The sequence below is a fragment of the Bosea sp. (in: a-proteobacteria) genome (assembly GCF_023953965.1).
Lineage (GTDB): Bacteria > Pseudomonadota > Alphaproteobacteria > Rhizobiales > Beijerinckiaceae > Allobosea.
Genome location: NZ_JAMLIX010000001.1, coordinates 1,161,118 through 1,186,967 on the forward strand (window position 1 = coordinate 1,161,118; position 25,850 = coordinate 1,186,967).

21 protein-coding genes are annotated in these 25,850 nt (G+C 70.4%); 6 read left to right on the plus strand and 15 right to left on the minus strand.

The genetic code is table 11. The features are described from left to right. The first annotated feature begins 28 nt into the window (after positions 1-28). Positions 29-907 carry a hypothetical protein gene (locus tag M9917_RS05485; protein WP_297251604.1) on the plus strand — a complete coding sequence of 293 codons (879 nt, stop codon included), beginning with the start codon at positions 29-31 and terminating at the stop codon, positions 905-907. A 3-nt stretch (positions 908-910) separates the two neighbouring features. Here the strand turns inward: M9917_RS05485 and M9917_RS05490 are convergent, their stop codons facing one another. After that, entirely contained in the window at positions 911-1,642 is a 732-nt protein-coding gene (locus tag M9917_RS05490; RefSeq protein WP_297251606.1) for a hydroxyethylthiazole kinase, read from the minus strand. A 155-nt stretch (positions 1,643-1,797) separates the two neighbouring features. Here M9917_RS05490 and M9917_RS05495 point away from each other — a divergent pair, with 155 nt between their 5' ends. After that, positions 1,798-3,252, plus strand: coding sequence for an AMP nucleosidase (locus M9917_RS05495; RefSeq protein WP_297251607.1), 1,455 nt, complete (start codon positions 1,798-1,800; stop codon positions 3,250-3,252). A gap of 20 nt (positions 3,253-3,272) precedes the next feature. Here the strand turns inward: M9917_RS05495 and M9917_RS05500 are convergent, their stop codons facing one another. The 5 genes from M9917_RS05500 to M9917_RS05520 all read right to left on the minus strand — a co-directional run bounded on the left by M9917_RS05500 (position 3,273) and on the right by M9917_RS05520 (position 9,144). Then, a complete protein-coding gene (locus tag M9917_RS05500) occupies positions 3,273-4,316 on the minus strand; it encodes an amino acid ABC transporter permease (RefSeq protein ID WP_297251609.1) in 1,044 nt (347 codons plus the stop codon). Beyond that, on the minus strand, positions 4,313-5,476 hold the full coding sequence (locus tag M9917_RS05505; protein ID WP_297251610.1) for an amino acid ABC transporter permease: 1,164 nt from the start codon (positions 5,474-5,476) through the stop codon (positions 4,313-4,315). The genes M9917_RS05500 and M9917_RS05505 overlap by 4 nt, the downstream gene beginning before the upstream one ends. Before the next feature lie 184 nt (positions 5,477-5,660). Then, positions 5,661-6,692, minus strand: coding sequence for an amino acid ABC transporter substrate-binding protein (locus tag M9917_RS05510; protein WP_297251612.1), 1,032 nt, complete (start codon positions 6,690-6,692; stop codon positions 5,661-5,663). Between the two features lie 122 nt (positions 6,693-6,814). Further along, positions 6,815-7,858 carry a GMP reductase gene (locus M9917_RS05515; protein ID WP_297251614.1) on the minus strand — a complete coding sequence of 348 codons (1,044 nt, stop codon included), beginning with the start codon at positions 7,856-7,858 and terminating at the stop codon, positions 6,815-6,817. Between the two features lie 89 nt (positions 7,859-7,947). After that, positions 7,948-9,144: a glycosyltransferase gene (locus M9917_RS05520; RefSeq protein WP_297251617.1), complete on the minus strand. Its 1,197-nt coding sequence runs from the start codon at positions 9,142-9,144 to the stop codon at positions 7,948-7,950. A gap of 128 nt (positions 9,145-9,272) precedes the next feature. On the opposite strand from M9917_RS05520, the gene M9917_RS05525 reads away from it, so the two are divergent. Continuing rightward, positions 9,273-10,322 (plus strand): glycosyltransferase family 2 protein, encoded by a 1,050-nt coding sequence (locus M9917_RS05525; protein ID WP_297251619.1) that lies wholly within the window; start codon positions 9,273-9,275, stop codon positions 10,320-10,322. A gap of 9 nt (positions 10,323-10,331) precedes the next feature. Here the strand turns inward: M9917_RS05525 and M9917_RS05530 are convergent, their stop codons facing one another. Both M9917_RS05530 and M9917_RS05535 read right to left on the minus strand, forming a co-directional pair. Then, positions 10,332-12,704, minus strand: coding sequence for an exopolysaccharide transport family protein (locus M9917_RS05530; protein ID WP_297251621.1), 2,373 nt, complete (start codon positions 12,702-12,704; stop codon positions 10,332-10,334). Between the two features lie 24 nt (positions 12,705-12,728). Further along, positions 12,729-13,826: an endo-1,4-beta-xylanase gene (locus M9917_RS05535; protein WP_297251623.1), complete on the minus strand. Its 1,098-nt coding sequence runs from the start codon at positions 13,824-13,826 to the stop codon at positions 12,729-12,731. Between the two features lie 99 nt (positions 13,827-13,925). Here M9917_RS05535 and M9917_RS05540 point away from each other — a divergent pair, with 99 nt between their 5' ends. Beyond that, entirely contained in the window at positions 13,926-15,197 is a 1,272-nt protein-coding gene (locus M9917_RS05540; RefSeq protein WP_297251625.1) for a lipopolysaccharide biosynthesis protein, read from the plus strand. On the opposite strand, the gene M9917_RS05545 is transcribed toward M9917_RS05540, so the two are convergent. Together M9917_RS05545 and M9917_RS05550 are read right to left on the minus strand one after the other, a co-directional pair. Then, positions 15,121-16,044: a DUF6492 family protein gene (locus M9917_RS05545; protein WP_297251627.1), complete on the minus strand. Its 924-nt coding sequence runs from the start codon at positions 16,042-16,044 to the stop codon at positions 15,121-15,123. The genes M9917_RS05540 and M9917_RS05545 overlap by 77 nt on opposite strands. After that, positions 16,041-16,847, minus strand: coding sequence for a WecB/TagA/CpsF family glycosyltransferase (locus M9917_RS05550; protein WP_297251629.1), 807 nt, complete (start codon positions 16,845-16,847; stop codon positions 16,041-16,043). Before M9917_RS05550 ends, M9917_RS05545 begins: the two co-directional genes overlap by 4 nt. A gap of 164 nt (positions 16,848-17,011) precedes the next feature. Between M9917_RS05550 and M9917_RS05555 the strand changes: the two genes are divergently transcribed. Beyond that, on the plus strand, positions 17,012-17,758 hold the full coding sequence (locus tag M9917_RS05555) for an SDR family NAD(P)-dependent oxidoreductase (protein WP_297251631.1): 747 nt from the start codon (positions 17,012-17,014) through the stop codon (positions 17,756-17,758). A gap of 196 nt (positions 17,759-17,954) precedes the next feature. Continuing rightward, positions 17,955-19,166, plus strand: coding sequence for a 5-aminolevulinate synthase (gene hemA, locus M9917_RS05560; RefSeq protein ID WP_297251633.1), 1,212 nt, complete (start codon positions 17,955-17,957; stop codon positions 19,164-19,166). 12 nt (positions 19,167-19,178) lie between these two features. On the opposite strand, the gene truB is transcribed toward hemA, so the two are convergent. The 5 genes from truB to nusA form a co-directional block, all read right to left on the minus strand. After that, entirely contained in the window at positions 19,179-20,120 is a 942-nt protein-coding gene (gene truB, locus M9917_RS05565) for a tRNA pseudouridine(55) synthase TruB (RefSeq protein WP_297251635.1), read from the minus strand. Next, on the minus strand, positions 20,110-20,541 hold the full coding sequence (gene rbfA, locus M9917_RS05570; RefSeq protein WP_297251637.1) for a 30S ribosome-binding factor RbfA: 432 nt from the start codon (positions 20,539-20,541) through the stop codon (positions 20,110-20,112). Before rbfA ends, truB begins: the two co-directional genes overlap by 11 nt. Positions 20,542-20,641: 100 nt before the next feature. Next, on the minus strand, positions 20,642-23,446 hold the full coding sequence (gene infB, locus M9917_RS05575) for a translation initiation factor IF-2 (protein ID WP_297251639.1): 2,805 nt from the start codon (positions 23,444-23,446) through the stop codon (positions 20,642-20,644). Between the two features lie 27 nt (positions 23,447-23,473). After that, positions 23,474-24,199: an RNA-binding protein gene (locus M9917_RS05580; RefSeq protein ID WP_297251641.1), complete on the minus strand. Its 726-nt coding sequence runs from the start codon at positions 24,197-24,199 to the stop codon at positions 23,474-23,476. 53 nt (positions 24,200-24,252) lie between these two features. Beyond that, positions 24,253-25,845, minus strand: a complete 1,593-nt coding sequence (gene nusA, locus M9917_RS05585) for a transcription termination factor NusA (protein ID WP_297251643.1) — start codon at positions 25,843-25,845, stop codon at positions 24,253-24,255. Between the last annotated feature and the right edge of the window lie 5 nt (positions 25,846-25,850).

The window sequence follows — 25,850 nt, forward strand, 5'->3', positions numbered from 1 at the left end:
TTTGCCAGGCCGCCACGACACGATCGACATGATACGACCGACGCGCCTCATCCTCGCCCCGGCGGCGCTCGCCGCCACCATGACGGCCGCGTTCGCGCAGCCGCTGCAGCTGCCGGGCGCCCAGCCGTTCAACCCGCCCGGAACCCAGCAGGCCGCCCCCGCCCAGCCCGGCGCCCCGGCGGGGCCGAAGCCGCCCGCCATGCCCGCGATCAGGGTCGCCGGCGAGGACGCCATCCTCGGCAAGGTCCTGCACCGCCACGGCCATCGCGGCGAGGCGGTCTTCTCGAAGACGGCGGCGGGCTACGGCCTCAGGCTCGCGCTCGACGGCTTCCAGAGCGCCAATCTGATCGAGTCCTGCGCGGTCTCCTTCGGCGAGACGCCGGTTCCGGTCACCCCGCTCGGCCGTCCGGACGGCGTGCCGCGCTATCGCCTCGAGGCGCCGGTCTGCCCGATCGTCCTCGACGTGCTCGACGGCGCCTTCCTCGTGGTCGAGCCGGCCGAGCCCTGCATCGTCGAGGCGGCGCAATGCCGGATCGACCCGCGCGGGCTGTGGGGCCCCGATGCGCGCACCCTCGCCGGCCAGGCCAAGGAGATCGAGAAGGCACGCGGCAGCGCCGAGCGCGCCGTGCGCGAGGGCTACCGGACGCTGACGGCGAAATCCGACGCGGTCGAGCAGCGCACGATCGCGCGCGAGCAGGCGGGCTTCTCGGCCGAGCGCGAGATGATCTGCCGCGACTTCCAGCGCGAGGGCCAGCTCGGCTTCTGCGCCGCCCGGATCACGGAGGCCCGCGCCGCTTCCTTACGCGCCCGGCTCGGCCTCGATGCCGAGCCGAAGCCCGCCGCCAAGCCGCGCCCACGCCCGGCGGCTGCCAAGCCCGCCGCGCTGCCGCCGGCACCGACGCAGTAGCCGCTATCCGATCCGCGCGGTGAGCGCGGCCTCATTCAGCCCGGCGAGCGCATCGATCAGATGCATCGCGAAGCTGCCGGGGCCGGCGGCCTGCCCGGCCGCGATCTCGCCGGCGATGCCATAGGCCGTGAGCGCCGCCGCCGCCGCGACGGCCGCGTCCGGCTCGACCGCCCGGCAAGCCGCGACGAGCGCGCTCGCGGCACAGCCGAGCCCGGTGACCTTCGTCATCCATTCATGGCCATGGGCAACCGCGAACATGCGGCCCTCGCCCTCGATCCGGTCGATCTTGCCGGTCGTCACGCGCAAGACGCCTTGCGCCTCGCCGACGAGACCGGCGAGCGCGGCCATTTCCGTGGCATTGCCGCGCACCGTCACGCCGGGCAGGCCCAGCACCGCTTCGGCCAGGCGCAGCCTGAGCGGCGAGAGCTCGACGAAGACGGGATCGAGCACCAGCGGGATGCCGCGTTCGCGGGCGACGGCGACGAGCGCGGGGATGGCGCGCTCGCCCTCGGGGCTGATCGTGCCGAGATTGATCAGGATCGCGCCGGCGCCGGCGGCCACCGCGCCGACCTCGCCGGGATGGCTCGCCATCGAGGGCACGGCGCCGCAGGCGAGCAGCATGTTGGCGGTGATGTTCTGCGCGACCGTGTTGGTCAGGCAATGGACGCGCGGGCGCAGCCTGCCCACCGCTGCGAGGATCGCGGCGACGCGGGCGCCGTCGAGGCTGTGGTTCATGCGCTTCATCGCGCCGAGCTAGAGGGATGGCACCGCCCTTGTCGAGAGCTTCTTTCACCTGCCGCCGCCATCGTTTGTCGCATGGCCTTCGCGCGAAGCGGTGACCACTTCGTGCGAAAATGCTCTAGAACCGGGCGAAGGACAGGGATGGATTCATGAGCTTCGAGATCGCAGAGACCCCCGAGGCCGCCGTCGACCGGCTCGACCGGCTCTATGACGCGGCCCGCTCGGCGCTCCGCGGCGACCTGCAGCGCTTCTTCGAGAGCGGCACGGCGCCGACGCCGGAGGAGCGGGAGCGCTATCGCTACCCGATGCTGCGCGTCACCTACGAGCCGGCGAAGCTGCCGGCGGCGACGCGGCGCGGCTACGCCAAATTCGCCGTCCCCGGCGTCTATTCGACCACGGTGACGCATCCGGCCGAGTTCCGCGGCTATCTCCTCGACCAGCTCAGGCCGCTCGTCGCCGAATACGGCGCGACGATCGAAACCGGGATCAGCACGCAGGAGATCCCCTACCCCTATGCCCTCGACGGCGGCGACGAGCTCGGGCGCGGCAAGATCACCGCCGCCGAGCTCGCGCGCCATTTCCCGACGCCGCTGCTCGCGCTGGTCGGCGACGAGATCGCCGACGGCACCTATGCGCTGGTCGAGGGCGAGCCGCGCCCGCTTTCGCTGTTCGACGCGGTCCGGGTCGATTATTCGCTGCGGCGGCTGGTGCACTATACCGGCACCGACTGGCGCGCCGTGCAGCCCTGGGTGCTGCTGACCAACTACCATCGCTATGTCGATCAGTTCGTCCGGCTCGGCCTCGCCGAGATCGAGGCCGGGACGGCGCAGGCGCTGGTCGCGCCCGGCGGCATCCGCATCGACCGCGACGGCATCGACGTCACGGCCGCAGAGCGGGTGATGACGGCGCCCTGGCACCGCTTCCAGATGCCGGCCTATCACCTGATCCGGGCGGGCGGCGAGGGCGTCACCCTGGTCAATATCGGCGTCGGCCCCTCCAACGCCAAGAACATCACCGATCATCTGGCCGTTCTGAGACCGAATTGCTGGCTGATGGTCGGCCATTGCGGGGGCCTGCGCCAGACCCAGATCATCGGCGACTACGTGCTCGCCCATGCCTATCTCAGGCAGGACCGCATTCTCGACGAGCTCGTCCCGCCCGATATCCCTATCCCTGCGCTGGCGGAGGTGCAGGTCGCGCTGCAGCAGGCGGCGGCCGACATCACCGGCGAGAAGGGCGACCGGCTGAAGCAGCGGCTGCGCACCGGCACCGTGGTGACGCAGGACGACCGCAACTGGGAGCTGCAATGGACCAAGGAGCGGCGGCGCATCAACCTCTCGCGCGCCATCGCGGTCGACATGGAATCGGGCACGATCGCGGCTCAAGGGTATCGGCTGCGCGTGCCCTACGGCACGCTGCTCTGCGTCTCCGACAAGCCGCTGCACGGCGAGATCAAGCTGCCCGGCGCGGCCAACGCCTTCTACGAGCGGGCGGTGGGCGAGCACTTGCGCATCGGGCTCGACGCACTGGAGAAGCTCAAGGAGGCCGGCGCGACGATCCATTCGCGCAAGCTCAGGAGCTTCGACGAGCCGCCGTTCCGGTAGAGCATCTTCGCCAGCAACACTTACAGCCTGCGCTTCTTCTCCAGCGCGCGGCTCCAGCGCGAGAGCGCAAAGCAGATCAGCCAGTAGATCGCGCCCGAGAAGGCATAGGCCTCCATCGTCATGCCGACCCAGTTGGGATCTGCGAGCGAGGCTTGCGCGATGCCGAGCAGGTCGAGAATCGAGACGACCAGCACCAGCGTCGTGTTCTTGATCAGCGCGATGAACTCGTTGGTCATCGCCGGCAGCGAGATGCGCAAAGCCTGCGGCAGGATGATCAGCCCCGTCGCCTTCCAGTAGTTGAGGCCGAGCGCGGTCGCAGCCTCGCGCTGGCCCCTGGGCAGAGCCTGCAGGCCGCCGCGCACCGCTTCGGCCATATAGGCGGCGATGACGAAGCCGAGCCCGATGACGGCGCGCGCCAGCCGGTCGATGCCGATGCCGCCGGGCAGGATCAGCGGCAGCAGGAGCGAGGCTAGGAAGATCACGGCGATGATCGGCACACCGCGCCAGAACTCGATGAAGATCACGCTGATCAGCCGGACGATGCGCAATTCCGATTGCCGGCCGAGCGCGAAGAGGATGCCGAGCGGGATCGCGATCAGGGCGGAATAGATCGAGATGAACAGGGTCAGCATCAGCCCGCCCCAGTCGCGCGTCTCGATATAGCTGAGCCCGAAGCCGCCGGAGAGCAGCCAGATGCCGAGCGGCGGCAGCACGACGAGCATCACGAGCGCGAGCTTCAGCCGCAGGCGCCGCGGCGCGAAGACCACCGCCAGCACGCCGGCAAGCGCGAGAATCCCGGCGATGTCGACGCGCCAGCGCTGGTCGAGCGGGTAGAGCCCGTACATGAACTGGCCGAAGCGGGCGCGGATGAAGACCCAGCAGGCGCCGCCGCCGGTGCAATCGGCCCGCGTCGAGCCGACCCAGTTCGCATCGATCAGCGCCCAGCGGATCAGCGGCACCGCGATCCAGGCGATCAGCACCCCCAGCGCGATGCTGACGAGGCCGGTGGAGGGCGTGGCGAAGAGGCGCTCGCGCCAGAGCGAGAGGGAGGAAGCGCGGTTCATCGCGTCACCAAGGCGATGCGGGCGTTGTACCAGTTCATCAGGGCCGAGACGGCAAGCCCGATGACGAGATAGACCGCGAGCGTCATGGCGATGATCTCGATCGCCTGGCCGGTGTTGTTGAGCGCCGAGCCCATGAACAGGCTGACCACGTCGGGATAGGCGATCGCCGCGCCGAAGGAGGAGTTCTTCAGCACGTTGAGATACTGGTTGGTCAGCGGCGGGGTCATCACGCGCAAGGCCTGCGGGATGACGACGAGGCTGAGGATCCGGCGGGGCCGCAGGCCCAGCGCCGCGGCGGCCTCGGTCTGGCCCTTCGCCACCGATTCGATGCCGCCGCGCACGATCTCGGCGATGAAGCCGGCGGTATAGGTGACGAGGGCTGCCAGCAGCGCGACGAATTCCGGGATGACGACGAAGCCGCCGCGATAGTTGAAGCCGCGCAGCACCGGAATGTCCCAGGCCGTGGCGAGGCTCGCCCAGGCGAGCGCGAGCGCCGGCACGGCGACGATCAGCGCAAGCCCGATGGCGAGCAGCGGCGCGTCCTGCCCGGTGGCCTCCTTGCGCCGGCGCGCCCAGGCGCTGACGAGCCAGTAGCCCGCCCAGGAGATCAGGATCGCCAGCGCCGCCCAGCGGAAATTGCCCGGCTGATCCGGCAACGGGATGGTGATGCCGCGGTTGTTGAGAAAGGCGACGCCGAACAGGCCGATGCTCTGGCGCGGCTGCGGCAGGGCGGCGATGACGCCGAAATACCAGAACAGCACGAAGAACAGGAGCGGGATGTTGCGGACGAATTCGATATAGGCGCCGGCGATGGTCGAGAGCAGCCAGTGCGAGGACAGCCGCGCGATGCCGACCGCGAAGCCGAGCAGCGTGGCCAGCACGATCGCGATCACGGTCACCAGCATGGTGTTGGCGACGCCGACCCAGAACAGGCTCAGGATATTGTCGGCCTGGGTATAGCTGGTGAGCACGAAGGGCACCTCGATGCCAGAGGTGCGCCAGAGGAAGTCGAAGCCCGAGGCGATGCCGGCCTTGACCATGTTCTCCGAGGCGTTGCGCACGAAGAACACGGTGAGGCCGACGAGCAGGACGATCAGGCCGATCTGGTAGAGCCAGTCCCGGACGCGCTTGTCGTTGATGAGGGCGAGAGCTTTGGCCAAGGTAGTCCTCCGGCGAAAGGCTGGGAGGAAAGGTCCATCCGTCATTCCGGGCGAAGCGAAGCGCAGGCCCGGAATCCATCATAGGGCGATAGGCTCTACGATGGATTCCGGATCAGCGCCGCTGCGCAGCTCATCCGGAATGGCGGGAGCGTTTCATCTCACGGGCGGCGAGCCTTTCCCGCGCTCACTGGAAGGGCGGGGTGAAGAGCAGGCCGCCCTTGGTCCAGAGCTGGTTCTGGCCGCGCTCCAGCTTCAGGCCGGAGCCCATGCCGACATTGCGCTCGTAGCTCTCGCCATAGTTCCCGACCTGCTTGATCGCGTTGTACATCCAGTCGTCCGAGAGGCCCATCATCGCGCCGAAGCCACCCTCGGCGCCGAGCAGGCGGCGCACTTCCGAATTCTTGGAGTTGGCCTTCATCTCGTCGACGTTCTTGGAGGTGACGCCGAGCGCCTCCGCCGCGATCGTGCCGTTCAGCACCCAGCGCACGATGAGCTGCCAGCGCTCGTCGCCCCAGCGCGTCACCGGGCCCTGCGGATCGTTCGAGATCGGCTGGGTCAGGATGACGTGCTCGTCGGGAGTCTTGAGCTTGGCGCGCTGGCCGGCGAGCGCGCCGACGCCGGCGGTGTAGGCGTCGCAGCGGCCCGCGTCATAGGCGGCGATGGCGTCGTCGTTCTTCTGGAAGTTGGTGATGGTGACCTTGAGGTTGCGCTCGCGGAACCAGTCGGCGGCGTTCTTCTCCTCGGTCGAGCCGGCGGCGACGCAGACCGAGGCGCCGTCGAGATCGGCCGCCGTCTTGGCGTTGGCCGATTTGCGGACGATGAAGGTCTGGCCCTCGTAGAAATTGATGCCCTGGAAATTGAGGCCGAGCGTGGCGTTGCGCGAGAAGGTGATGGTCGAGTTGCGCGAGAGCACGTCGACCTGGCCCGATTGCAGGATCGGCCAGCGCTGCTGCACCGAGGTCGGGGTGAACTTCACCTTCTTGGCGTCGCCGAGAACGGCGGCGGCGAGCGCCCGGCAGTATTCGACGTCGAGCCCGGTCCATTCGCCCTTGTCGTCGGCGAAGGAGAAGCCGGGCAGGCCCAGATGCACGCCGCATTCGAGATTGCCGCGCGCCTTGACGGCGTCCAGCGTCGGGCTCGGCGTCAACTGCTGCGCCTGCGCCATCGAAGTCCCCGCGGCGAGCAGCGCCACCGCACCCAAGATCCTGAAGGTCATCTGTCCGTCTCCCCGAAGCCGTCGGCGGCTTTCTCCGTTGCAGGGGCAACTATGCAACAGCCGATCGGAAAGCGATAGCACGTCGAAAGACGAGTGGACGGCCGGGCGGAACGGCCGCCGAATCAGCTGCCGAACACGGTGTTGAGCTGGCTGCCCACCATGATGAAGGTGGTGCGCTTCGACATCTCCTTCAGGCGGACCGCGCCGATATAGGTCATCGCCGAGCGGACCCCGCCGATCAGCTCCTGCATCGTGCCCTCGACCGGGCCGCGATAGGGCACCTCGACGGTCTTGCCCTCGGAGGCGCGGTATTTGGCGACGCCGCCGGAATATTTGTTCATCGCCGTGTCGGAGGACATGCCGTAGAAGGTCATCGCCACCGGCACCTTCTCGCCGGCGCGCTCCTCGTAGCGGATCTCGCCCTCGCATTCGTCGTGGCCGGCGAGCATGCCGCCCATCATCACGAAATCGGCGCCGCCGCCATAGGCCTTGGCGACGTCGCCCGGCACGGTCAGGCCGCCGTCGCCGCAGACGAGGCCCTTGAGGCCATGGGCCGCGTCGGCGCATTCGATGATGGCGGAGAGCTGCGGATAGCCGACGCCGGTCATCTTGCGCGTGGTGCAGACCGAGCCCGGGCCGATGCCGACCTTGACGATGTCGGCGCCGGCCAGGATCAGCGCCTCGGTCATGTCGCCGGTGACGACGTTGCCGGCCATGATCGCCGCATCCGGGAAGGCGGCACGCGTCGCCTTGACCGTGTCGACGAACTTCTCGGTATAGCCGTTGGCGACGTCGAGGCAGATCTTGTCGATCGGCGAGCGGGCATGCACCGCCTTCAGCTTGTCATGGTCGGCCTCGGTCGTGCCGAGCGAATAGAAGGCGTTGGCCGCGCCCGGCTCGCGGAAGAAGGCGGCAAGCTCCTCGACGCCGTAATGCTTGTGCAGCGCGACCATGGCGCCGTGCTTCAAAAGCGCGCGCGCCATCGCCATGGTGCCGACGACGTCCATGTTGGCGGCGATCAGCGGAAAGCCCGTCCACTCCCGGCCGGTATGGGCGAAGCGGAAAGAGCGCTCGACATCGACCTCGGCGCGGCTGCCCAGCGTCGAGCGCTTGGGCCGGATCAGCACATCGCGGAAATCGAGCTTCGGGTCGTTTTCGATGCGCATGATCGGGCCTTCCGGATCTCGCTGCGCGCGGAGAGGCGTGCGCCCAGTCATAGAGCATCGGAGCGGGGCCGGCGCAATCCCGCCCGCCTTCAGGCCAGGGCGGCGGCAAGCCCGCGGGCGAGCCCTTCCGCCAGCGCCGCGCGCTGGCCGGCCATGAAGGCCGCGCCGTCGAGGCGGCGCCGGTCGCCGGCGCGGATCGCGGCGACCGCCTCCGTCACGGCCCGGGCGAAATCGGCCGCCGTATCGGCGAGGATGAAATTGGCCGGCAACGCCGTGAAGCCGCGGCAGGACCAGGCCGTCGCGACCGCCGGCAGGCCGAGCTCGATCGCCTCGATCGTCTTGAGCTGCACGCCGGTCCCGGCCCGGCTCGACAGGGCGACGAGCCGGCAGGAACGCAGGAACTCACCGGCCGAGGGCACGCGCCCGACGAGCGTCACGCCCGGCGGCGCGGCAAGCTCCGGCGGCACGCGGCCGGCGACGGCGATCCGGATATCCGCCGGCAGAAGCGGGCAGACCTCGCGCAGGAACCATTCGAGGCCGATGAGATTGGGGCCCCAGGTCCAGGTGCCGATCAGGCCGACATCGAAGGCAGGCCGCCCGTCCGCGTCCTCGGGCGCGGTTTCCGGCCGGCCGGAGACCAGCGGCAGCACGCAGGATTTCGCCTGACGGCCCGCGCCCAGCACCTGCCGGTCCTCCTCGGAGAGCGTCCAGACGAAACGCGCCTCGTCCCAGAGCCGCCGCTCGAGCGCTTCCAGCAGCCGCGCCTCGCGCCGGTAGAGCCGGCGCAGGAGCGGGTTTGCGGCATGGGCGGCGTTCTGCCCGGCCGAGACATGCTCGATATTGTGCTCGACCAGGATGCAGGGCGCGATCCGCATCAAATCCGGGAAGGCGCCGGGCAGGAGCACCGAATTCAGCACCAGCGCATCGAAGGGCCCCCGCGCCGCCACGGCCTCGAGCAGGCTGCCCGCCCCGGCGAGCCTGAGCTTGGCGCAGGCCACCGGCAGCCCGAACCGGAAGGCCGCGATCAGCCAGCGCAGCTTCCGCGCGGCCGGCACCACGGCATTCTCGATATCGGCCTTAGCGACGACGACCGCCTGCTCGGGTTCGTCCGGCACCTCGCCGGGGCGCAGGAAGCCGATCGCGACGACATCGTGCCCGGCCTCGCGCAAGGCCGACAGGATCGCGGCATTGGCGATCTCGAAGCCGGTCTGCGGCCGGCCGACCGGAATGAGCGAGGTCAGGAAAGCGAGGCGCAAGAGATCGGGCCCGGGGGGAAAATCCTCCACTCGCCCCATTGCCGGGGGAGGTCAAGCCACATCGCCGGCCATGATCAACGCGACCTCATGGAACAGACCCCGGTTTCGACGACGGCGAACACCGAACCTTAAGCCGCCGCGGCCTAGCCTGCGGCGCGATGACGACGGCCGGGCAGGGAAGCGCGAACAGGACGGGAGCGAAGCATGTCGCCCCGCCGGGCTTCGACACGCCCGAAAGCTTCGAGGTCATGGCGAGTTCGGCGCCGGAGGCGCTGGCGGAGATCGTCAGCGTCGTCTGCGTCCCGACCTTCAGGCGCCCCGACATGCTGGAGGCGACGCTGCGCTCGCTTTCCCGCCAGCGCGGCGGCCACGACTTCGCGGTGATCGTGGTCGAGAACGAGGGGATCGAGCGCGCGGGCGCGCTACGCGCCAGTGCGCTGCTCGCGGCCGGGCTGTTCAAGGGGCTCGTCATCGTCGAGCCGCGCCAGGGCAACTGCAAGGCCTACAACGCCGCCTGGCGCTGCGCGCTGACGCGCTTTCCCAGGCTGGAGCAAATCCTCGGCATCGACGACGACGAGGAAGCCGAGCCCGGCTGGCTCGACGCCTTCGTCACGGCCGCCCGCACGGCCCCGGCCGAGCTGTTCGGCGGCTCGGTCACGCCGGTCTTCGCCGATCACGCGCGCGCCTGGCTTAGCGCGCATCCGGTGTTCCGCTCGCACTACGACGCCTCCGGGCCGGTGCCGATGCTCTATTCGAGCGCCAACTACCTGATCCGGCGCGAGGTGCTCGCGCGGCTCGGCTTCCCCTTCCTCGACGAGAGCTTCGACTTCACCGGCGGCGGCGACACGGATTTCTTCAGCCGCGCGAAGGCTGCGGGCTTCCGCTTCTGGTGGGTGCAGGAGGCGGCCCAGCGCGAGACCATGCCGGCGCGGCGCAGCGAATCCGGCTGGATCGCGGCGCGGGGCCTGCGCAACGGGGCGATCTCGGCCGCGATCGAAAGGCGCCGGAACCCCGGCCTCGCCGGGCGGGTGCGGGTGCTGGCGAAATCGCTCGCCCTGCTCGCCGCCGCCGGCCCGCGCGGGCTCGTCCTCGGCCTGCGCACGGGCTCGGGGCTGATCGGCCTCTACCACGCCCAGGTCGCGATCGGCCGGCTGCTGTCGGAATTCGGCGTCGCCAACGAGCAGTACCGCAAGCCCGAGAAAAACTGAGCCGGGCGCTCAGGCGGCGTTGACCACGAGGCCGCGCAGCTTCGCCGCATGCGGCCCGAGCTCCTCCAGCCAGCGTCCGCCTTCTGCCTTGGCGAGGCTGTCCTGGCGCGTGACCAGCACGATATCGTCCACCGCCTCGGCGAAGCGGGCGATCAGCCCGGCCACCGGCAGGCTGCCGCCGTCGACGATCATCGGCGCGAAGCGATGCGCGGCGGCGAAGGGGCCGGTGCGGAACGAGCCCGTTTCCGCCGAGGGCAGGGCCCCCGAACGCGGCAGGAAGGTCAGGCCGGTGCCCTCGTCGGTCAGTCTCGCGCGCGCCAGCGGCGCCTGCCCGGCGATGACGTCGCCGAAGCCGATCGGCGCGCCCGCCGCGAAGACCGCGGTCAGGCCGCGCGCGCCGCCGCCGGCATCGACGAGCAGGGCCGGCAGCCCGGCGAGCGCGGCATCCAGGGCGAGGTTGAGCGCGAGCGTCGTCGCGCCCGCCTGCGGCTCCAGGGCGAGGACGAGGATCCGGCGCCGCTCGTCGCCCCCGGCCGCCTCGGCGAGCGCGCGGCGGATGCCGGCGACGGCCGCGGCGAAGCCGGCCTTCGGCTTGTCGATGACGTCGACCAGATGCGCCTGCCCCTGGAAGACCGAGCGAAGCTCCGCCGCCTCGCGCCGCCAGCGGCGGTGGCGCACCGCCGGCAGGGTGCCGAGCTTCGGCAGGGGAACGGGTTCGGGCGCGGGGATCGTCGCGGGGACGGAGCGGCGCAGCGGCTCGGCCCGCCCGCCCTGGATCGCCATGAGGCGGCGCCAGCCCGAAGGCCCCAGCGCGGCAGCGGGCGCCGACGCAGGCGGCGAAGGCGGCTGCTGGGGAGCGGCGGGAGAGGGCGGCCCGTCTTCCTTCGCCTCGACCGGGCCGGGGCGGGGCGCGCGGCGCCAGAACGGCTTGCGCGCGGGGGCCGGCGCGCCCTCCGGCGCAGGCGGGGCGGCGAAGAGGGCGAGCGCCAGCGCCAGCAGGGCGCCCGCGCCGCCGCCGCCGACCGCGCCGATCAGCGCCAGCGTCCTGCGGCTGAGGCCGCTCTTCTCGAGCGGCGGCATGGCCGGGCTGATGATGCGGGCATTGGTGGTGTCGATGCCCCCGAGCTCGCCGGTCTCGCGGGCGCGCCGGAGGAAGGCATCGTAGACGGCGCGCGAGGATTCGACCTCGCGTTCGAGTTCGCGCAGCTGCACCGAGGCGCGGCCCGCGGCGTATTGCCCGGCCGTGAGCTCCTCGACGCGGCGGGCGAGCCCGCGCTCGGCCTCGACCGCGCGGTCGTATTCGGCCTTGGCGGCGCGCGCGATGCGGGACAGCTCCTCGGCGATCTGGCGGCGGGCGTCGCGCACCTGCGCCTGCGCCGCCGCCAGCGCCGGATGCCGGGCGCCGAGCGAGGAGACGAGATCGGCCTCCCGCGCCAGCGCCGCGCCGAGCTGGGCGCGCAGCGCCGTCATGGTGTTGGAGGCGATCGCCTCGGGCATGGCGCCGGCCTCGATGCCTGAGGCGCGGGTGGCAGCGATCTGCTCGTATTTGGCCCTGGCCTCGGTCGCGCGGGTGCGGGCGGCGACGAGCTGGGCGCTGTTGAGCGCGAGCTGGTCCTCGCCGAGCGAACGGCCGCCGAGGCCGACGATGTTGTGGGCCTCCTTGTATTTCTCCGCCTTCTCCTCGGCGATGCGCAGCCTGTTGCGCATTTCCTCGAGCCGGCCGGTCAGGGCGGCGGTCGCCCGCTGCGCGGCCTCGGCGCGCACGGCCGCCTGATCCTCCAGATAGGTCTCCGCCAGCGCGTTGGCGATTCCGGCCGCCTTGTCCGGGTCGCGCGCAGTGGCGGAGATGTCGATGACGAAGGTGCGCTCGCCGCGGCGGACCGCGACGGTGCGGTCGAGCGCCGCCAGCGCATAGAGCAGCGCCTTCGGGGAGGAGCCGGGCTCGGCTCCGAGGAGCCGGGAGAGAAGGCCGCCGCTGGCGCCGCCGAAATCGGGATCGCGGTCGAGGCCGAGCCGCTCGACCACCCGCGACTTGATGCTGTCGGAGGCGATCACCCGCGCCTGGCTTTCGAGATACCCGGTGATCGAGGTCGGATCGCTGCCGACGGCGCTGGGCGAGACGTCGTTCTGGATGACGCGCAAATCGCGCGGGTCGATGAAGAGCTGCGCGGTCGAGACGTATTTCGGCGCCATCACCAGCCCGGCGAGGATCGCGAGCCCGAGCCCGAGCCCGGCCATGGCGAGAATCAGCCGGCGCCGCGCCCACAGCACAGCCGCGATCCAGGCGGGATCGGCAAGGCGGGCGAAGCGGGCGGGCCCGGCCGCCGCGGGCGGCTGCGGCGCGCCCTCAGCTTCACTGTGAGCCGGCTCGGTGGTGAACATGGCGCTAGGCTTCACGGTCGCGCATCAGCTGAGCCCGGCCCGGTAGCGCTCGAGCACGGCGAGCATCGGCTTTGCCCGATAGTCGGCATCGAGCGGCAGGGGTCGCGCCCGGGCGCTATCCCTGCGCGGAAAGGTCTCGTGGATCCAGGAATAGCGATCGGTCAGCCCCCAGGTGACGATCGCCTTCGGCCGCTTCACCGCCACGACCGCCTCGAGAAAGGTCGAGACCAGGGCGGCGGCGGCGGCATCGCGCTTGCCTGAGTCGGCTGGCATCTTCCAGTCGATCACGTCGAGCTCGGTGATCTCGACATCGAGGTTAAGATCGTCGAGCTCGCGCATGAAGCGCTGCACCCCGTCCACGTCGATGCCCTTCTCGGCATAGAGATGGGCCTGCATGCCGATGCCGTGCACCGGGATGCCCTTGTCCTTCAGGCGCCGGCAGATATCGAGCGCGATCCTGCGGCGGGCGGCGGCGTCCGCGACCGGCTCCTCGAAATGATAGTCGTTGAGGACGAGCCTCGCCTTGGGATCGACCCGCGCCGCCGTGCGGAAGGCGATCTCGACATGCTCCGGCCCGAGCAGGCGCTGCCAGATCGTGTCGCGATAGGGCTGGCGGGGGCTCGGCTCCCAGCGGATCGCCTCGTTGACCACGTCCCAGGTGGCGATGCGGCCCTTGTAGCGGTCGACCACGACCTCGATGTGGCGGATAAGCTCGCGCTCGGCCTCGGCGCGGGTCGTCATCGCCTTCGCCCAGGCCGGGAGCGCCTCGCCCCAGAGCAGAGCGTGGCCGCGCAGGGCCTTGCGGTTCGCCTCGGCGAAGGCGACGATCTCGTCGGCGCCGGAGAAATCGAAGCGGGACCGGTCCTGCCGCAGCGCCTCCCATTTCAGGTCGTTCATCGGCACGACGACGTCGCAATGGCGCTTCAGCGCCGCGCGATAGCGGCTATCCGCGCGGAAGGCGCCGATCTCCGCCGCCGAGCCGAGCGGGATCGGGGCCGAGGCCACGGCGGCATGGCCCGCGCCCGCGACAGTGCCCGCCGCCACGCCGGCGGCGGCGCGCAGCAGGGCGCGGCGCGTCGGCTGCGCCTCATTCCAGTCCGTTTGGCTGTGCCGCTCGATCAATCGGGACGCTTCCGTGTCGTTTAGGGTCGTTCAACGCCTCTGGATTAAGACAACTTCATCTCGAGGCACGCGCCGGGCCAGCCGCCGCGGAAACGGAACATGCTGCCGGATCGCGCCACCATCCTCGCCTACCTCACCATCCTGAGCGGCTCCGCCGGCCGGCTCGCGATCTCCCTTGTCTACTTCCTCATCGTTGCGAATACGTTGACCCTCGGCGAATTCGGGCTGTTCGCCACCGCCTCCGCCACCGGGCTGATCCTGTCGCGGATGCTCGCCTTCGGCTTCATCTCGCCGCTCTACCGCGTCGCCACCGTCAAGCCGCGTCTGATCGGCGCCTATCTTTCCGGCTTTTCCGTCCTCGCCGTCCTGTCGCTGCCGCTGATCGCGGCGGCGGCGGCGGGCGCCTGGCACGTGCTCTTCGCCGGCCGCCTCGCGGCCCTGCCCTTCGCGGTGATCATCCTCGCCGAGGTCGTGGGCTGGCGGCTCGTCGAGGTCGTCGCCATCGTCAACAACGGGCTCAGGCGCTTCCGGCAGGCGGCGACGCTGGTCGTGATCGGCTCGGCGCTCAGGACGCTCGCGGCCCTCGCCTTCGCCGGCTTCGGCCAGGCAAACCTCGAGATCTGGGTCCTCGCCTATTGCGGCGCGACGATGGCGAGCGCGCTGATCGCCTTTACGGTCTTCCTGCCCCGGGTGCGCTGGCGCTTCGTGCGCCGGCTCTATCCGCGCCGCATGGCCGATGCCGTCTTCGCCGGCACGGCCGACATCGTGTTCTACATCCAGTCCGAGCTCGACAAGCTCCTGGTGCTCGGCCTCGCGGGCGAGCGCACGGCCGGGCTCTACGCCATCGCGCTGCGGGTGATCGACCTCACCGCCATGCCGGTGCGCAGCTTCAACCAGATGCTGGTGCAGAAGATCATGCAGGAGCGCGGCATCGGCGGGCTCAAGCGCCTCGCCGGCTACGAGATCGGCATCGCGCTCATCTCGGTCGCGGGGCTTGCCGCCGTCATCCTGGCGCTGAAGCCTTTCCCGCATCTGCTCGGGCGCAACGTCTCGGAAGCCGCCTATCTGTTTTCGCCGATGCTGCTGGTCCCGGCCTTCCGCAACCTCGTCGAATATCACGCCGAGCTGCTCTATGCCCGCGAGCGCACCGGCGCGCGCATCACGCTCCTGTGCCTGCTCACCGCCCTGAAGGCGGGGCTGATCACCATCGTGATGACGCAGCTTTCCGCGGACGGGAGCTGGGCCTTCTGGATGAACGGCGTCTTCGCCGCGGTCTATCTGGCCTCGGCGGCCTTCACCTATCGCCTGCTGGCGCAAGCGCGGCCTGGCGCTCGAACAGGCGGCGGATCCGCGCGAGCGGCTGGCCGATGAAGGACTGCACGGCGACCGCGACCTGGCCGGGCTGCAACACCTCCTCGAAGGATTCCAGCCGCTCGAAACCGACCGTGTCCTCGCTGAACCAGTAGTATTTGCACAATTCCTCAGGCGCCGCCCAATGGCGCGCCGCCTCGATCCCGACGAGGCGCTCGACGTAATAGCCGTAGATCACATATTCGGAGAAGCGGCGCCGGCGGGCGAGCGCCGAGACCCAGTCCTCGCCGCCGACCGCCTCGATCCGGTCGAGGAGCCCGAGCACCACCTCGCGGCGCCAACTCACCATGTTGATGTAGTCGGGGCAGGGGAAGGCCGGCCGGTCGAGCCCGAGCAGCGAAGCGGCGTTCTCGCACCACGGCACATGCCGCTCGCGCATGTCGGCGGTAATGGCGCCGGGCTTGCTGTAGAGCCGGATCTCTCCGTCCCGTTCCAGCTGCGTGAGGTCGAAGGGCCGCACGAACAGCATGTCCGAATCGGCGAAGAGGACGACGTCCTCGGGGCAGAGCCTGGCGAGGGCGAATTTCCTGAGCTGCTGGGCATGCCAGCCCCGCAGCGGCGGAAGCCCGCGCGCCAGCGCCCGCACCCCGGTCCAGAGCCGGCGCCGGCCGAGGCTCGAAGGATCGGGCCAGGGCTTCAGCCAGCCCGGCAGCAGCTGCGATTCCGGCAGGATGGCCCGCCGCGGCCCTTCGAGCTCGCGGAAGAGCGGGACGTCGCGATCCTCGACCAGGAGATAATGCACCGCGTGGCCGGAAACGAAGCGGTCGATGCTGGCGCAGAGCAGCCGGCAGCGCTCGATATCGCCCCGGTAGCTCGGCGTCGCCAGCGCGAAACGCGTCGAACTCACCGGCTGCGCCTGCCGCCCATGGCGTATTGACGCGCCATCTGCATCAGGAAAGCGGGATTTCCGAGCACGTAGCGCCGCCAGAGCCGGCGCGGCTCGCGCCAGAGCCGGTAGATCCATTCGAGCCGCGCCCGGCGCAAGGCTTCGGGCGCGCGCGGCACCTCGCCGGCGAAGAAATCGAACAGCGCGCCGACGCCGGCGGCGACCGCGCAATGCTGGGGCCCGAGCCTGTCGGCGATGAAGCGCTCCTGCAGCGGGTTGCCCATCGCCACCAGGAGCAGGTCCGGCCGCGCGCGCTTCAGCCCGTCCAGCAGCGCCCCTTCCTCCTCGGCGGCGAAATAGCCGTGCGAGACGACCGTGAAGCGGTGCGCCGGGTAGCGCCGGGCGAGAGCCGCGGCGGCCCGGTCGGCGACGCCCGGCCGGCCGCCGAGCAGGGCGACGCGAAGGCTGCGCCCCGCCCCGTCGAACAGGGCCGGGAAGAAATCCGTCCCGTTGAGGTTGGCCGGGAACGGCTGGCGATAGAGCAGGAGGCTGCCGAGATCGACGCCGATGCCGTCGGCGAGCACGAGGAAGGTCGAGAGGCTGCGCTGCAAGGCGGCATCGCCCGCGGCGACGTTCACGAGGTTGGCGTTGCAGAAGGCGAGCTTGACATGGCCGCCCGTCGCCACCGCGTCGATCACCTCGGCGATCGCCGCCTCGCGCCCCATCACCGCGATGCCGATGCCGCCGATGTCGCGCTTGGCGTAGCCCGGCCGCTTGCGGCGGCCGGCGTCGCGGGCGACCAGGATGGAGGCGGTTGCGGACACGGATTTCCCGATTCGGAACACGGCGGCGAGGATCGAAATCGGGCCGATTGTGTTGGTCGACCCGCGGCCCGGTCAAGGCAAAGCCGGCCGCAAGGTAAATGGTCCTCTGGCGGGTGCCGATCCGCCCCGCTAGGGTAGCCCCGGCGATGCCGGGAGCGCCGAGGATGAACCAGATCGACCTGAAGGACCGCGTCGCGATCGTGACCGGGGGCGCGCAGGGCATCGGCCGGGCCGTCGCCGAGCGCTTCGCCGCAAGCGGCGCGACCGTCGCGATCTGGGACGTGGACGCAAGGCTCGCCGCGCTGACCGCCGCCGAGATCGGCCATGGCGCGATCGGCACGGGCGTCGACGTGACCGACGCCGAGGCCGTGCGGAAGGCGGGCGCGGCGCTGGAAGCGGCGCATGGCCGCATCGACATCCTCGTCACCAGCGCCGGCATCGCCGGCCCCAACCACAGGACCTGGGAATATCCGCTGGAGGACTGGGCGCGCGTGATGCGGCTCAATGTCGATGGCACGCTGCATTGCTGCCGCTCGGTGATCCCCGGCATGATCGCCCGCAATTACGGCCGCATCGTCCTCGTCGCCTCGATCGCGGGCAAGGAGGGCAATCCGAACGCCTCGGCCTATTCCGCCTCGAAGGCGGCGGTGATCGCGCTGACGAAATCGCTCGGCAAGGAACTGGCCGACAAGGACATCGCGGTGAACTGCATCACGCCCGCGGCGGCGCGCACCCGCATCTTCGACCAGATGAGCGAGGAGCATATCGGCTACATGCTGGCCAAGATCCCGCGCGGGCGCTTCCTCCTGCCGCAGGAGGTCGCCGCCATGGTCGCCTTCCTCGCCTCGGCCGAGAACAGCTTCACCACCGCCGGCGTGTTCGACCTTTCCGGCGGCCGGGCAACCTACTGAACGCCATGACGCAAGCACTCCCCTCCGCCGCCGTCCTGAGCGAGGCCGATGCCGGCGCCGCCGTCAGGGTCCTGCTCGAAACGGTTCTGGAACTGGCCGGGCACTCGAAGTAGAAGAATTCCAGCCGCGACACCGCGCACCATGTCTTCAAGGGCCGGAAGGGCTTAGGAGAGGGGCGCGCCGCAGGAGGCTGGGCATGGATTTCGAGACGTTCTTCCGCCGGGAACTCGACGGGCTGCGCGGCGAGGGCCGCTATCGCGTCTTCGCCGACCTGGAGCGCCAGGCCGGCCGCTTCCCGATCGCGACCTATCATGGCGAGGGCGGCCCGCGCGACGTCACCGTCTGGTGCTCGAACGACTATCTCGGCATGGGCCAGCATCCCAAGGTGCTCGCCGCGATGCATCAGGCGCTCGACGGCAGCGGCGCCGGCGCCGGCGGCACCCGCAACATCGCCGGCACCAACCACTACCACGTCCTGCTGGAGCGCGAGCTCGCCGCCCTGCACGGCAAGGAAGCGGCGCTGATCTTCAATTCCGGCTACATGGCGAACTGGGCCTCGCTCTCGACGCTGGCCGCGCAGATTCCCGGCTGCATCGTGCTGACGGACGCGCTGAACCACGCCTCGATGATCGAAGGCATCCGGCATTCGCGCGCCGAGAAGCAGGTCTTCGCCCATAACGACGCCGGCGACCTGCGCCGCCGGCTCGCCGGGCTCGATCCGGCCCGGCCGAAGCTGATCGCCTTCGAATCGGTCTATTCGATGGACGGCGACATCGCGCCGATCCGGGAGTTCTGCGACATCGCCGACGAGTTCGGGGCGCTGACCTATCTCGACGAGGTCCATGCGGTGGGCCTCTACGGGCCGCATGGCGGCGGCATCGCGGAGCGGGAGGGGCTTTCCGGCCGGCTCAGCCTGATCCAGGGCACGCTGGCGAAGGCCTATGGCGTGATCGGCGGCTACATCACCGGCTCGGCGGCGCTGTGCGACTTCATCCGCAGCTTCGCCTCCGGCTTCATCTTCTCGAGCTCGCTGCCGCCGGCGGTGGCGGCCGGCGCGATCGCGGCGATCCGGCACCTGAAGGAAAGCTCCGTCGAGCGGCAGCAGCAGCAGGAGCGCGTCGCGGCGCTGCGCGCAAAGCTCGACCTGGCCGGCATCCCGCATCTTAACAATCCCAGCCATATCGTGCCGGTGATGGTCGGCGAGGCGAAGGCCTGCAAGGCGATCAGCGACGAATTGCTGTCCCGCTTCGACATCTATGTCCAGCCGATCAACTACCCGACCGTGCCGCGCGGCACGGAGCGCCTGCGGATCACGCCCCTGCCCTTCCATTCCGATGCCGACATCGACGCGCTGGTGGCGGCGCTCAGCGCGATCTGGGCCCGCGACGGGCTGAAGCGGGCGGCCTGAGGCCGCTTCCCCTCAGAGATTGAAGACGCGGTGGGGGACGAACTCGCCGTTCTCGACCGAACCGGTCGCGACCAGCGTGCCGGCGCAGGTGGCATAGGCCGCTTCGAGCGCGACGGGAGCGCCGGCACCGCGCAGCAGGGCGCTCTGGCCGCGCCTGAGGCGGGCGGCGGCATCGCGGTGGAGCACGATCTCCGGGATCAGCGTCAACGCCGCCTCGACCGGCCGCAGCGCCGAAAGCGCGCTCTGCGCCCCCTCGCGCAGGCTCTCGACGCTTACCGCATCCGTGACCGTGAACGGCCCGACGCGGGTGCGGCGCAGATGCGCGACATGGCCGAGGCAGCCGAGCGCGAGGCCCAGATCGCGCGCGATGGCGCGGACATAGGTGCCCTTGCCGCATTCGGCCTCGAAGGTGGTGGTGGCGCCGGCATGGCCGACGATCGAGAGCGCATCGATCTCGACCGCGCGCGCCTCCAGCCTGACCTCCTCGCCGTCACGGGCGAGATCGTAGGCGCGCTCGCCGGCGATCTTGATCGCCGAGTACTTGGGCGGCGTCTGCAGGATCGTGCCGGTGAAACGCGGCAGCAGCGCCGCGATCGCGCCTGCGTCGGGCCGCTCGTCGGAGGTCGCGATAATGCTGCCCTCGGCATCGTCGGTATCGGTCTGCGTGCCCCAGGCCACGGTGAACTGATAGGCCTTGCGGCCGTCCATCACGAAGGGAACGGTCTTGGTCGCCTCGCCGAGCGCGATCGGCAGGAGCCCCGAGGCCAGCGGATCGAGCGTGCCGGCGTGCCCCGCCTTCCTGGCGCAGAACGCGCGCTTGACGACGCTGACCGCATGGGTCGAGGTCATGCCGATCGGCTTGTCGAGGACGATCCAGCCATGGACGTCGCGCTTCTTCGGGCGCGGCGCCGGCGCGGCGTCCCGGGCGGTCGCGGATGGGTTCTCAGCGGTCATCGTCTGCCTGGTCCCGGTCGATCTTCAGGCGCTGAGCTTGCGTGTCGCGGCGCACCGCGTCCGAATCGAGCAGCGCGTCGATGCGCTCGGCCTCGGCGAAGCTCTCATCGGCGCGAAAGCGGATATCGGGCGCATATTTGAGGTTCACGCGGTGGGCGATCTCGCCGCGGATATAGCGCTTGTGCCCGTCGAGCGCCTTGATGACCGGCGCGATGTCCTCACCCCCGAGCGGCATGACGTAAGCCGTGGCGAGCTTCAGATCCGGCGAAAGGCGTACCTCCGGCACGGTGACGACATGGCGCGCCAGCACCTCGTCATGGATGTCGCCGCGCGCGAGCATCTCGGCGAGCGCGTGGCGGATCAATTCGCCGACGCGCAATTGCCGCTGGGAGGGCCCTGAGGGTTTCGCTGGTCTTGCCATGGCTCTCGTTCTCCGGGATCGGACCGGATGGACGGGGGAATGAAAAAAATCATGGCCGGGGCAGCCCGGCCATGACGCACTGCTTAAGGAAGCGCCGCCCTTACAGGCTGCGCTTGATCTCCTCGACGCGATAGCACTCGATCACGTCGCCGACGCGCATATCCTGGTAGCTCTCGAAGGCCATGCCGCATTCCTGGCCGGCCACGACTTCCTTGGCGTCGTCCTTGAAGCGCTTGAGCTGGCCGAGCTTGCCCTCGTGGACCACGACGTTGTCGCGGATCAGGCGGACATTGGCGCCGCGCTCGATCGTGCCGTCGGTGACGCGGCAGCCGGCGATCTTGCCGACCTTCGAGACGTTGAAGATCTCGAGGATCGTCGCGTTGCCGAGCATGGTCTCGCGCAGCGTCGGCGCCAGCAGGCCCGACATCGCGTCCTTCACATCGTCCATCAGGTTGTAGATGATGTTGTAGTAACGGATCTCGATGCCGGCCCGCTCCGCCGCCTCGCGCGCTTCCTTGTGCGCGCGGACGTTGAAGCCGACCACGACCGCGCCCGATGCCTGGGCGAGCGTGATGTCCGATTCGGTGATCGCGCCGACACCGGAGGAGAGCACCCGCGCCCTCACCTCGTCGTTGCCGACCTTCTCGAGCGCTCCGACGATGGCTTCCACGGAGCCCTGCACGTCGCCCTTGACGACGAGCGGGAACTCCTTGCGGCCGGCGCCTTCCTTGAGCTCGCGCATCATCTCGGCGAGCGAGCGGCCGGCGCCCGAGGCCGCGCCGCGGGCGGCGAGGCGGTCGCGACGCTGACGCTCGCGGTAATCGGTGATCTCGCGGGCGCGCGCTTCCGACTCGACCACAGCGACGCGGTCGCCGGCCTCGGGCGTGCCGTTGAAGCCGAGCACCTCGACCGGCATGGAGGGCGGCGCCTCCTTCACCTGCGCGCCGGTATCGGCGATCAGCGCGCGCACGCGCCCCCATTCGGCGCCGGCCACGACGATGTCGCCGGTGCGCAGCGTGCCGCGCTGGACGAGCACGGTCGCCACGGGCCCACGGCCGCGGTCGAGCTTGCCCTCGATGACGGTGCCTTCGGCGGCGCGCTCCGGATTGGCCTTGAGGTCGAGCAGCTCGGCCTGGAGCGAGATCGCCTCGAGCAGCTTGTCGAGATTGTGGCCGGTCTTGGCGGAAACCTCGACCTCCAGCGTCTCGCCGCCGAGCGTCTCGACCTGGATCTCGTATTGCAGCAGCTCGGCGCGGACGCGCTCGGGGTTGGCGTCGGCCTTGTCGACCTTGTTGATCGCCACGATCAGCGGAACGCCGGCGGCCTTGGCGTGATTGATCGCCTCGGCCGTCTGCGGCATGACGCCGTCATCGGCCGCGACCACCAGCACGACGATGTCGGTCACCTTGGCGCCGCGGGCGCGCATCGCCGTGAAGGCGGCGTGGCCGGGGGTGTCGATGAAGGTCACCTTGCCGCCGAGCGGCGTCGTCACCTGATAGGCGCCGATATGCTGGGTGATGCCGCCGGCCTCGCCGGTGACGACCTTGGTCTTGCGGATCGCGTCGAGCAGCGAGGTCTTGCCGTGGTCGACATGGCCCATGATGGTCACGACCGGCGGGCGCGGCTCCAGCGTCTCGTCGGTGTCGGGCGTGTCGAACAGGCCCTCCTCGACGTCGGATTCGGCGACGCGCTTGACGGTATGCCCCATCTCCTCGGCGATGAGCTGGGCGGTGTCGGCATCGATCACGTCGGTGATCTTGTGCATCGCGCCCTGCTTCATCAGCAGGCGGATGACGTCGACGCCGCGCTCGGTCATGCGGTTGGCGAGCTCCTGGATGGTGATCGTCTCGGGGATGATCACCTCCCGCATCACGCGCTCCTTCTGCGCGTCGGAAGCCCGGTGGCCGGTCATGCGCTGCACGCGCCGGCGGAAGGAGGCGAGCGAGCGCGTGCGCTCGTCGTCCCCGCCGGTGGCGGTGGCGAGCGTCAGGCGGCCGCGCGGCTTGTCGTTGGCGGTCTTCGGCGTCTTGGGCGCGGCGGGAGCCGGCCCCCGGCCGGCGCCGGCGCTCAGGCCGGGGCGGCGGAAGGCGGCCTTGACGTCGACATCGTCCGAGCGGTTGCGCGAGGTGTTGGCCGAGGGCGCCTGGCGCGCCGGGCGGGCGACCGCCGGCTCGGACGGGGCCGAGGCATCGATCCGGGGCGGGCGCGGCGAATCCGAGCGCGGCGGGCGGCCGTCGAGCCGGGGCGGGCGCGCGCCTGTATCGCGCATCGGCGGACGCGCGCCGAACTCGCGCGGGCCGGAGGGGGCCGGGCGGCCGTAATACTGGGTCGGCTGCGGCGCGGCCTCGCGGGCCGGCGGCGGGGCGGACGGGCGGGCGGGCTGATCCTCGCGCTGGCGGGCGGCGCTTTCGGCGCGGCGCTTCTGGTCGTCCTCCTGGCGGCGGCGCTCTTCCTCCTGCCGCTGGCGGGCGGCGGCGGCCTCGCGCTCCTGGCGCTCGCGCTCGGCGGCGAGCGCCCGCTGGCGCGCCTGGTCCTCGGCGACGCGGCGGGCCTCGGCCTCGTTGTTGCGCGCTTCCGAGAGCGCGCGCTGGCGGGCGTCCTTCTCCTCGTCGGAGAGGGTGCGCAGCAACAGGCCGAGCGGCGGCCGCTGGGACGCCTGCGGCGCGGCGGGGGCGGGACGCGCGGGAGCGGGCTGCGAAGACGGGGGCTGCGGCGCGCGCGGGGCGGCCGGCTCCTTGGTCTCGTGCCCGGCGACGCGGCGCTTGACCTCGACGACGACCTGCTTCGAGCGCCCATGCGAGAAGCTCTGGCGAACAGTGCTCTGCTCGACAGGCCGCTTCAGCGACAGGGTCTTGGGCGGGTTGACGGTCAAAGTCTTGTCGCCCGGATTCTTGGTATCGGTCATTCCGCGTTCGGTCCTGCCGGTTCGGTCTCAGTCTTCGGTATCGTTCTGGTCGGATGCGGCGGTATCGTCCGTCCGATAACGGACGAGCCGACGCCAGCGGGAGAGGACACCCTCGGCCGCCGGTCCCGGAGCTAGGGCGGCATGTATCACATGTGCGCGCCCCAACGCCAATTCCAAATCCGCCGCCGTGAAAATCGCGACGACGGGCATCTCGCGGGCCTTGAGCCCCGCGGCTTGCCGGGCCGCGGCGGCCCGCCGGACGGCCTGGCCGATCTTGCGCCGGCCATCCTCGGCGCCATCGCTCGCCGCGACGACGGCGAGGCAGGAGCCTGAGCCGATCAGCGCCTCGACCTTGGCGAAGCCCGCCGTGACGAGCCCCGCCTTGTTCGCCATCGACAGCGCCTGGAGCGCATCGCGCAGCATCAGCGCCTCGACCGTCTCGGCAAGGTCCGGCGCAACCGTGACCTTCGCCTTGAGCGAACGCTCGAAAGCCTTGCGGCGAACCGCCTCGGCCACCGCCTTGCGGCTCAGGCTCGCCCAGACGCCGCGCCCGGGGAGCTTGCGCCTGAGATCGGGCACCAGCACGCCGTCGGGCCCGGCGACGAAGCGGATCAGGTCGTCGGGCGCTTTCACGGCCCGCGTCACGACGCAGCTCCGTTCCGGCCCGTCCCTGCCCGTCGCCGCCTTCACCGCGGGAGCATGTCCGCGTTTCTCCGAATTGCGGCTAGGCTCGATTTCTCTGTTCGATCGCATTTTCTTCACGCGAACCGGTATCCACTTCGCTCGAAAATGCTCCTGGACCCCGCTCAGGCGCCTTCCGCCTCGTCGACCTCGCCTTCGGGCTCCCCGACCGGCGCCTCGATCCAGCCGGCATGGACGCGGGCGGCCATGATGATGGCTTCCGCCTCCTGGCGCGACAGGTCGAAGCCGTCGAGATAGCCGGCATGGCGGGTGGTCTCGCCATCGGCACGCTCGGTCCAGCCGACGAGATCGTCGGTCGCGCAGCCGGCGAGATCCTCGACGGTCTTCACCTCGTTCTCGCCGAGCGCGACCATCATGGAGGTGGTGACGCCCTCGACCTCGCGCAAGGCGTCCTCGACGCCGAGCGCCCGGCGCTTCTCGTCGAGCTCGGCCTCGAGGGCGGCGAGATGCTCCTGGGCGCGGCTCTGGATCTCGGCTGCGGTATCCTCGTCGAAGCCCTCGATCGAGGCGAGCTCGGAGAGGTCGACATAGGCGACCTCCTCGACGTTGCGGAAGCCTTCCGAGGCGAGGAGCTGGCCGACCGTCTCGTCGACGTTGAGCGCATTCATGAACAGGTCGGTGCGCTGCACGAACTCCTTCTGGCGGCGCTCCGATTCCTCGGCCTCGGTGAGGATGTCGATGTCCCAGCCGGTGAGCTGCGAGGCGAGGCGGACGTTCTGGCCGCGCCGGCCGATGGCGAGCGAGAGCTGCTCGTCGGGCACCACGACCTCGATCTTGTCGGCTTCCTCGTCCAGCACCACCTTGGCGACTTCCGCCGGCTGGAGCGCGTTGACGACGAAGGTCGCGACGTCGGGCGACCAGGGGATGATGTCGATCTTCTCGCCCTGGAGCTCGCCGACCACGGCCTGGACGCGCGAGCCGCGCATGCCGACGCAGGCGCCGACCGGATCGATCGAGGAATCGCGCGAGATCACGGCGATCTTGGCGCGCGAGCCCGGATCGCGGGCGACCGCCTTGACCTCGACGATCCCGTCATAGATCTCCGGCACTTCCTGGCCGAAGAGCCTCGCCATGAACTGGGGATGGGTGCGCGACAGGAAGATCTGCGGGCCCCGCGGCTCGCGGCGCACGTCGTAGAGATAAGCGCGCGCGCGGTCGCCGACCTTGAAGGTCTCGCGCGGGATCATCTCGTCACGGCGGATGATCGCCTCGCCGCGGCCGAGATCGACGAAGACGTTGCCGTATTCGACGCGCTTGACGGCGCCGTTGACGATCTCGCCGATGCGGTCCTTGTACTCGTCGTATTGCCGGTCGCGCTCGGCCTCGCGCACCTTCTGGACGATGACCTGCTTGGCCGACTGGGCGGCGATGCGGCCGAAATCGAAGGGCGGCAGCGGATCGGCGATGACGTCGCCGGCCTGGGCGGCGGGGTTGTGGCGCTTGGCCTCGTCGACGGTGATCTCGATCGCCGGGTTCTCGACATGGTCGACGACCTGGAGATGGCGGGCGAGGCGCAGCTCGCCGGTCTTGGTGTTGATCTCGGCATGGACGTCGGTCTCGGCGCCGTAGCGCGAGCGGGCGGCCTTGGCGATGGCGTCCTGCATGGCGTCGACCACGATCTGGCGGTCGATCGACTTCTCGCGGGCGACCGCGTCGGCGATCTGCAGCAGTTCGAGCCGGTTGGCGCTGACAACCATGACGC

Coding starts and splice junctions, on each gene's coding strand:
- M9917_RS05510 (WP_297251612.1), bottom strand. CDS start 6,692: ATGACCTTCAGGATCTTGGGTGCGGTGGCGCTGCTCGCCGCGGGGACT.
- truB (WP_297251635.1), bottom strand. CDS start 20,120: ATGACCGCTGAGAACCCATCCGCGACCGCCCGGGACGCCGCGCCGGCG.
- M9917_RS05515 (WP_297251614.1), bottom strand. CDS start 7,858: ATGCGCATCGAAAACGACCCGAAGCTCGATTTCCGCGATGTGCTGATC.
- M9917_RS05530 (WP_297251621.1), bottom strand. CDS start 12,704: ATGTTCACCACCGAGCCGGCTCACAGTGAAGCTGAGGGCGCGCCGCAG.
- rbfA (WP_297251637.1), bottom strand. CDS start 20,541: ATGGCAAGACCAGCGAAACCCTCAGGGCCCTCCCAGCGGCAATTGCGC.
- M9917_RS05580 (WP_297251641.1), bottom strand. CDS start 24,199: ATGCGATCGAACAGAGAAATCGAGCCTAGCCGCAATTCGGAGAAACGC.
- M9917_RS05485 (WP_297251604.1), top strand. CDS start 29: ATGATACGACCGACGCGCCTCATCCTCGCCCCGGCGGCGCTCGCCGCC.
- nusA (WP_297251643.1), bottom strand. CDS start 25,845: ATGGTTGTCAGCGCCAACCGGCTCGAACTGCTGCAGATCGCCGACGCG.
- M9917_RS05540 (WP_297251625.1), top strand. CDS start 13,926: ATGCTGCCGGATCGCGCCACCATCCTCGCCTACCTCACCATCCTGAGC.
- hemA (WP_297251633.1), top strand. CDS start 17,955: ATGGATTTCGAGACGTTCTTCCGCCGGGAACTCGACGGGCTGCGCGGC.
- M9917_RS05490 (WP_297251606.1), bottom strand. CDS start 1,642: ATGAACCACAGCCTCGACGGCGCCCGCGTCGCCGCGATCCTCGCAGCG.
- M9917_RS05495 (WP_297251607.1), top strand. CDS start 1,798: ATGAGCTTCGAGATCGCAGAGACCCCCGAGGCCGCCGTCGACCGGCTC.
- infB (WP_297251639.1), bottom strand. CDS start 23,446: ATGACCGATACCAAGAATCCGGGCGACAAGACTTTGACCGTCAACCCG.
- M9917_RS05525 (WP_297251619.1), top strand. CDS start 9,273: ATGACGACGGCCGGGCAGGGAAGCGCGAACAGGACGGGAGCGAAGCAT.
- M9917_RS05555 (WP_297251631.1), top strand. CDS start 17,012: ATGAACCAGATCGACCTGAAGGACCGCGTCGCGATCGTGACCGGGGGC.
- M9917_RS05500 (WP_297251609.1), bottom strand. CDS start 4,316: ATGAACCGCGCTTCCTCCCTCTCGCTCTGGCGCGAGCGCCTCTTCGCC.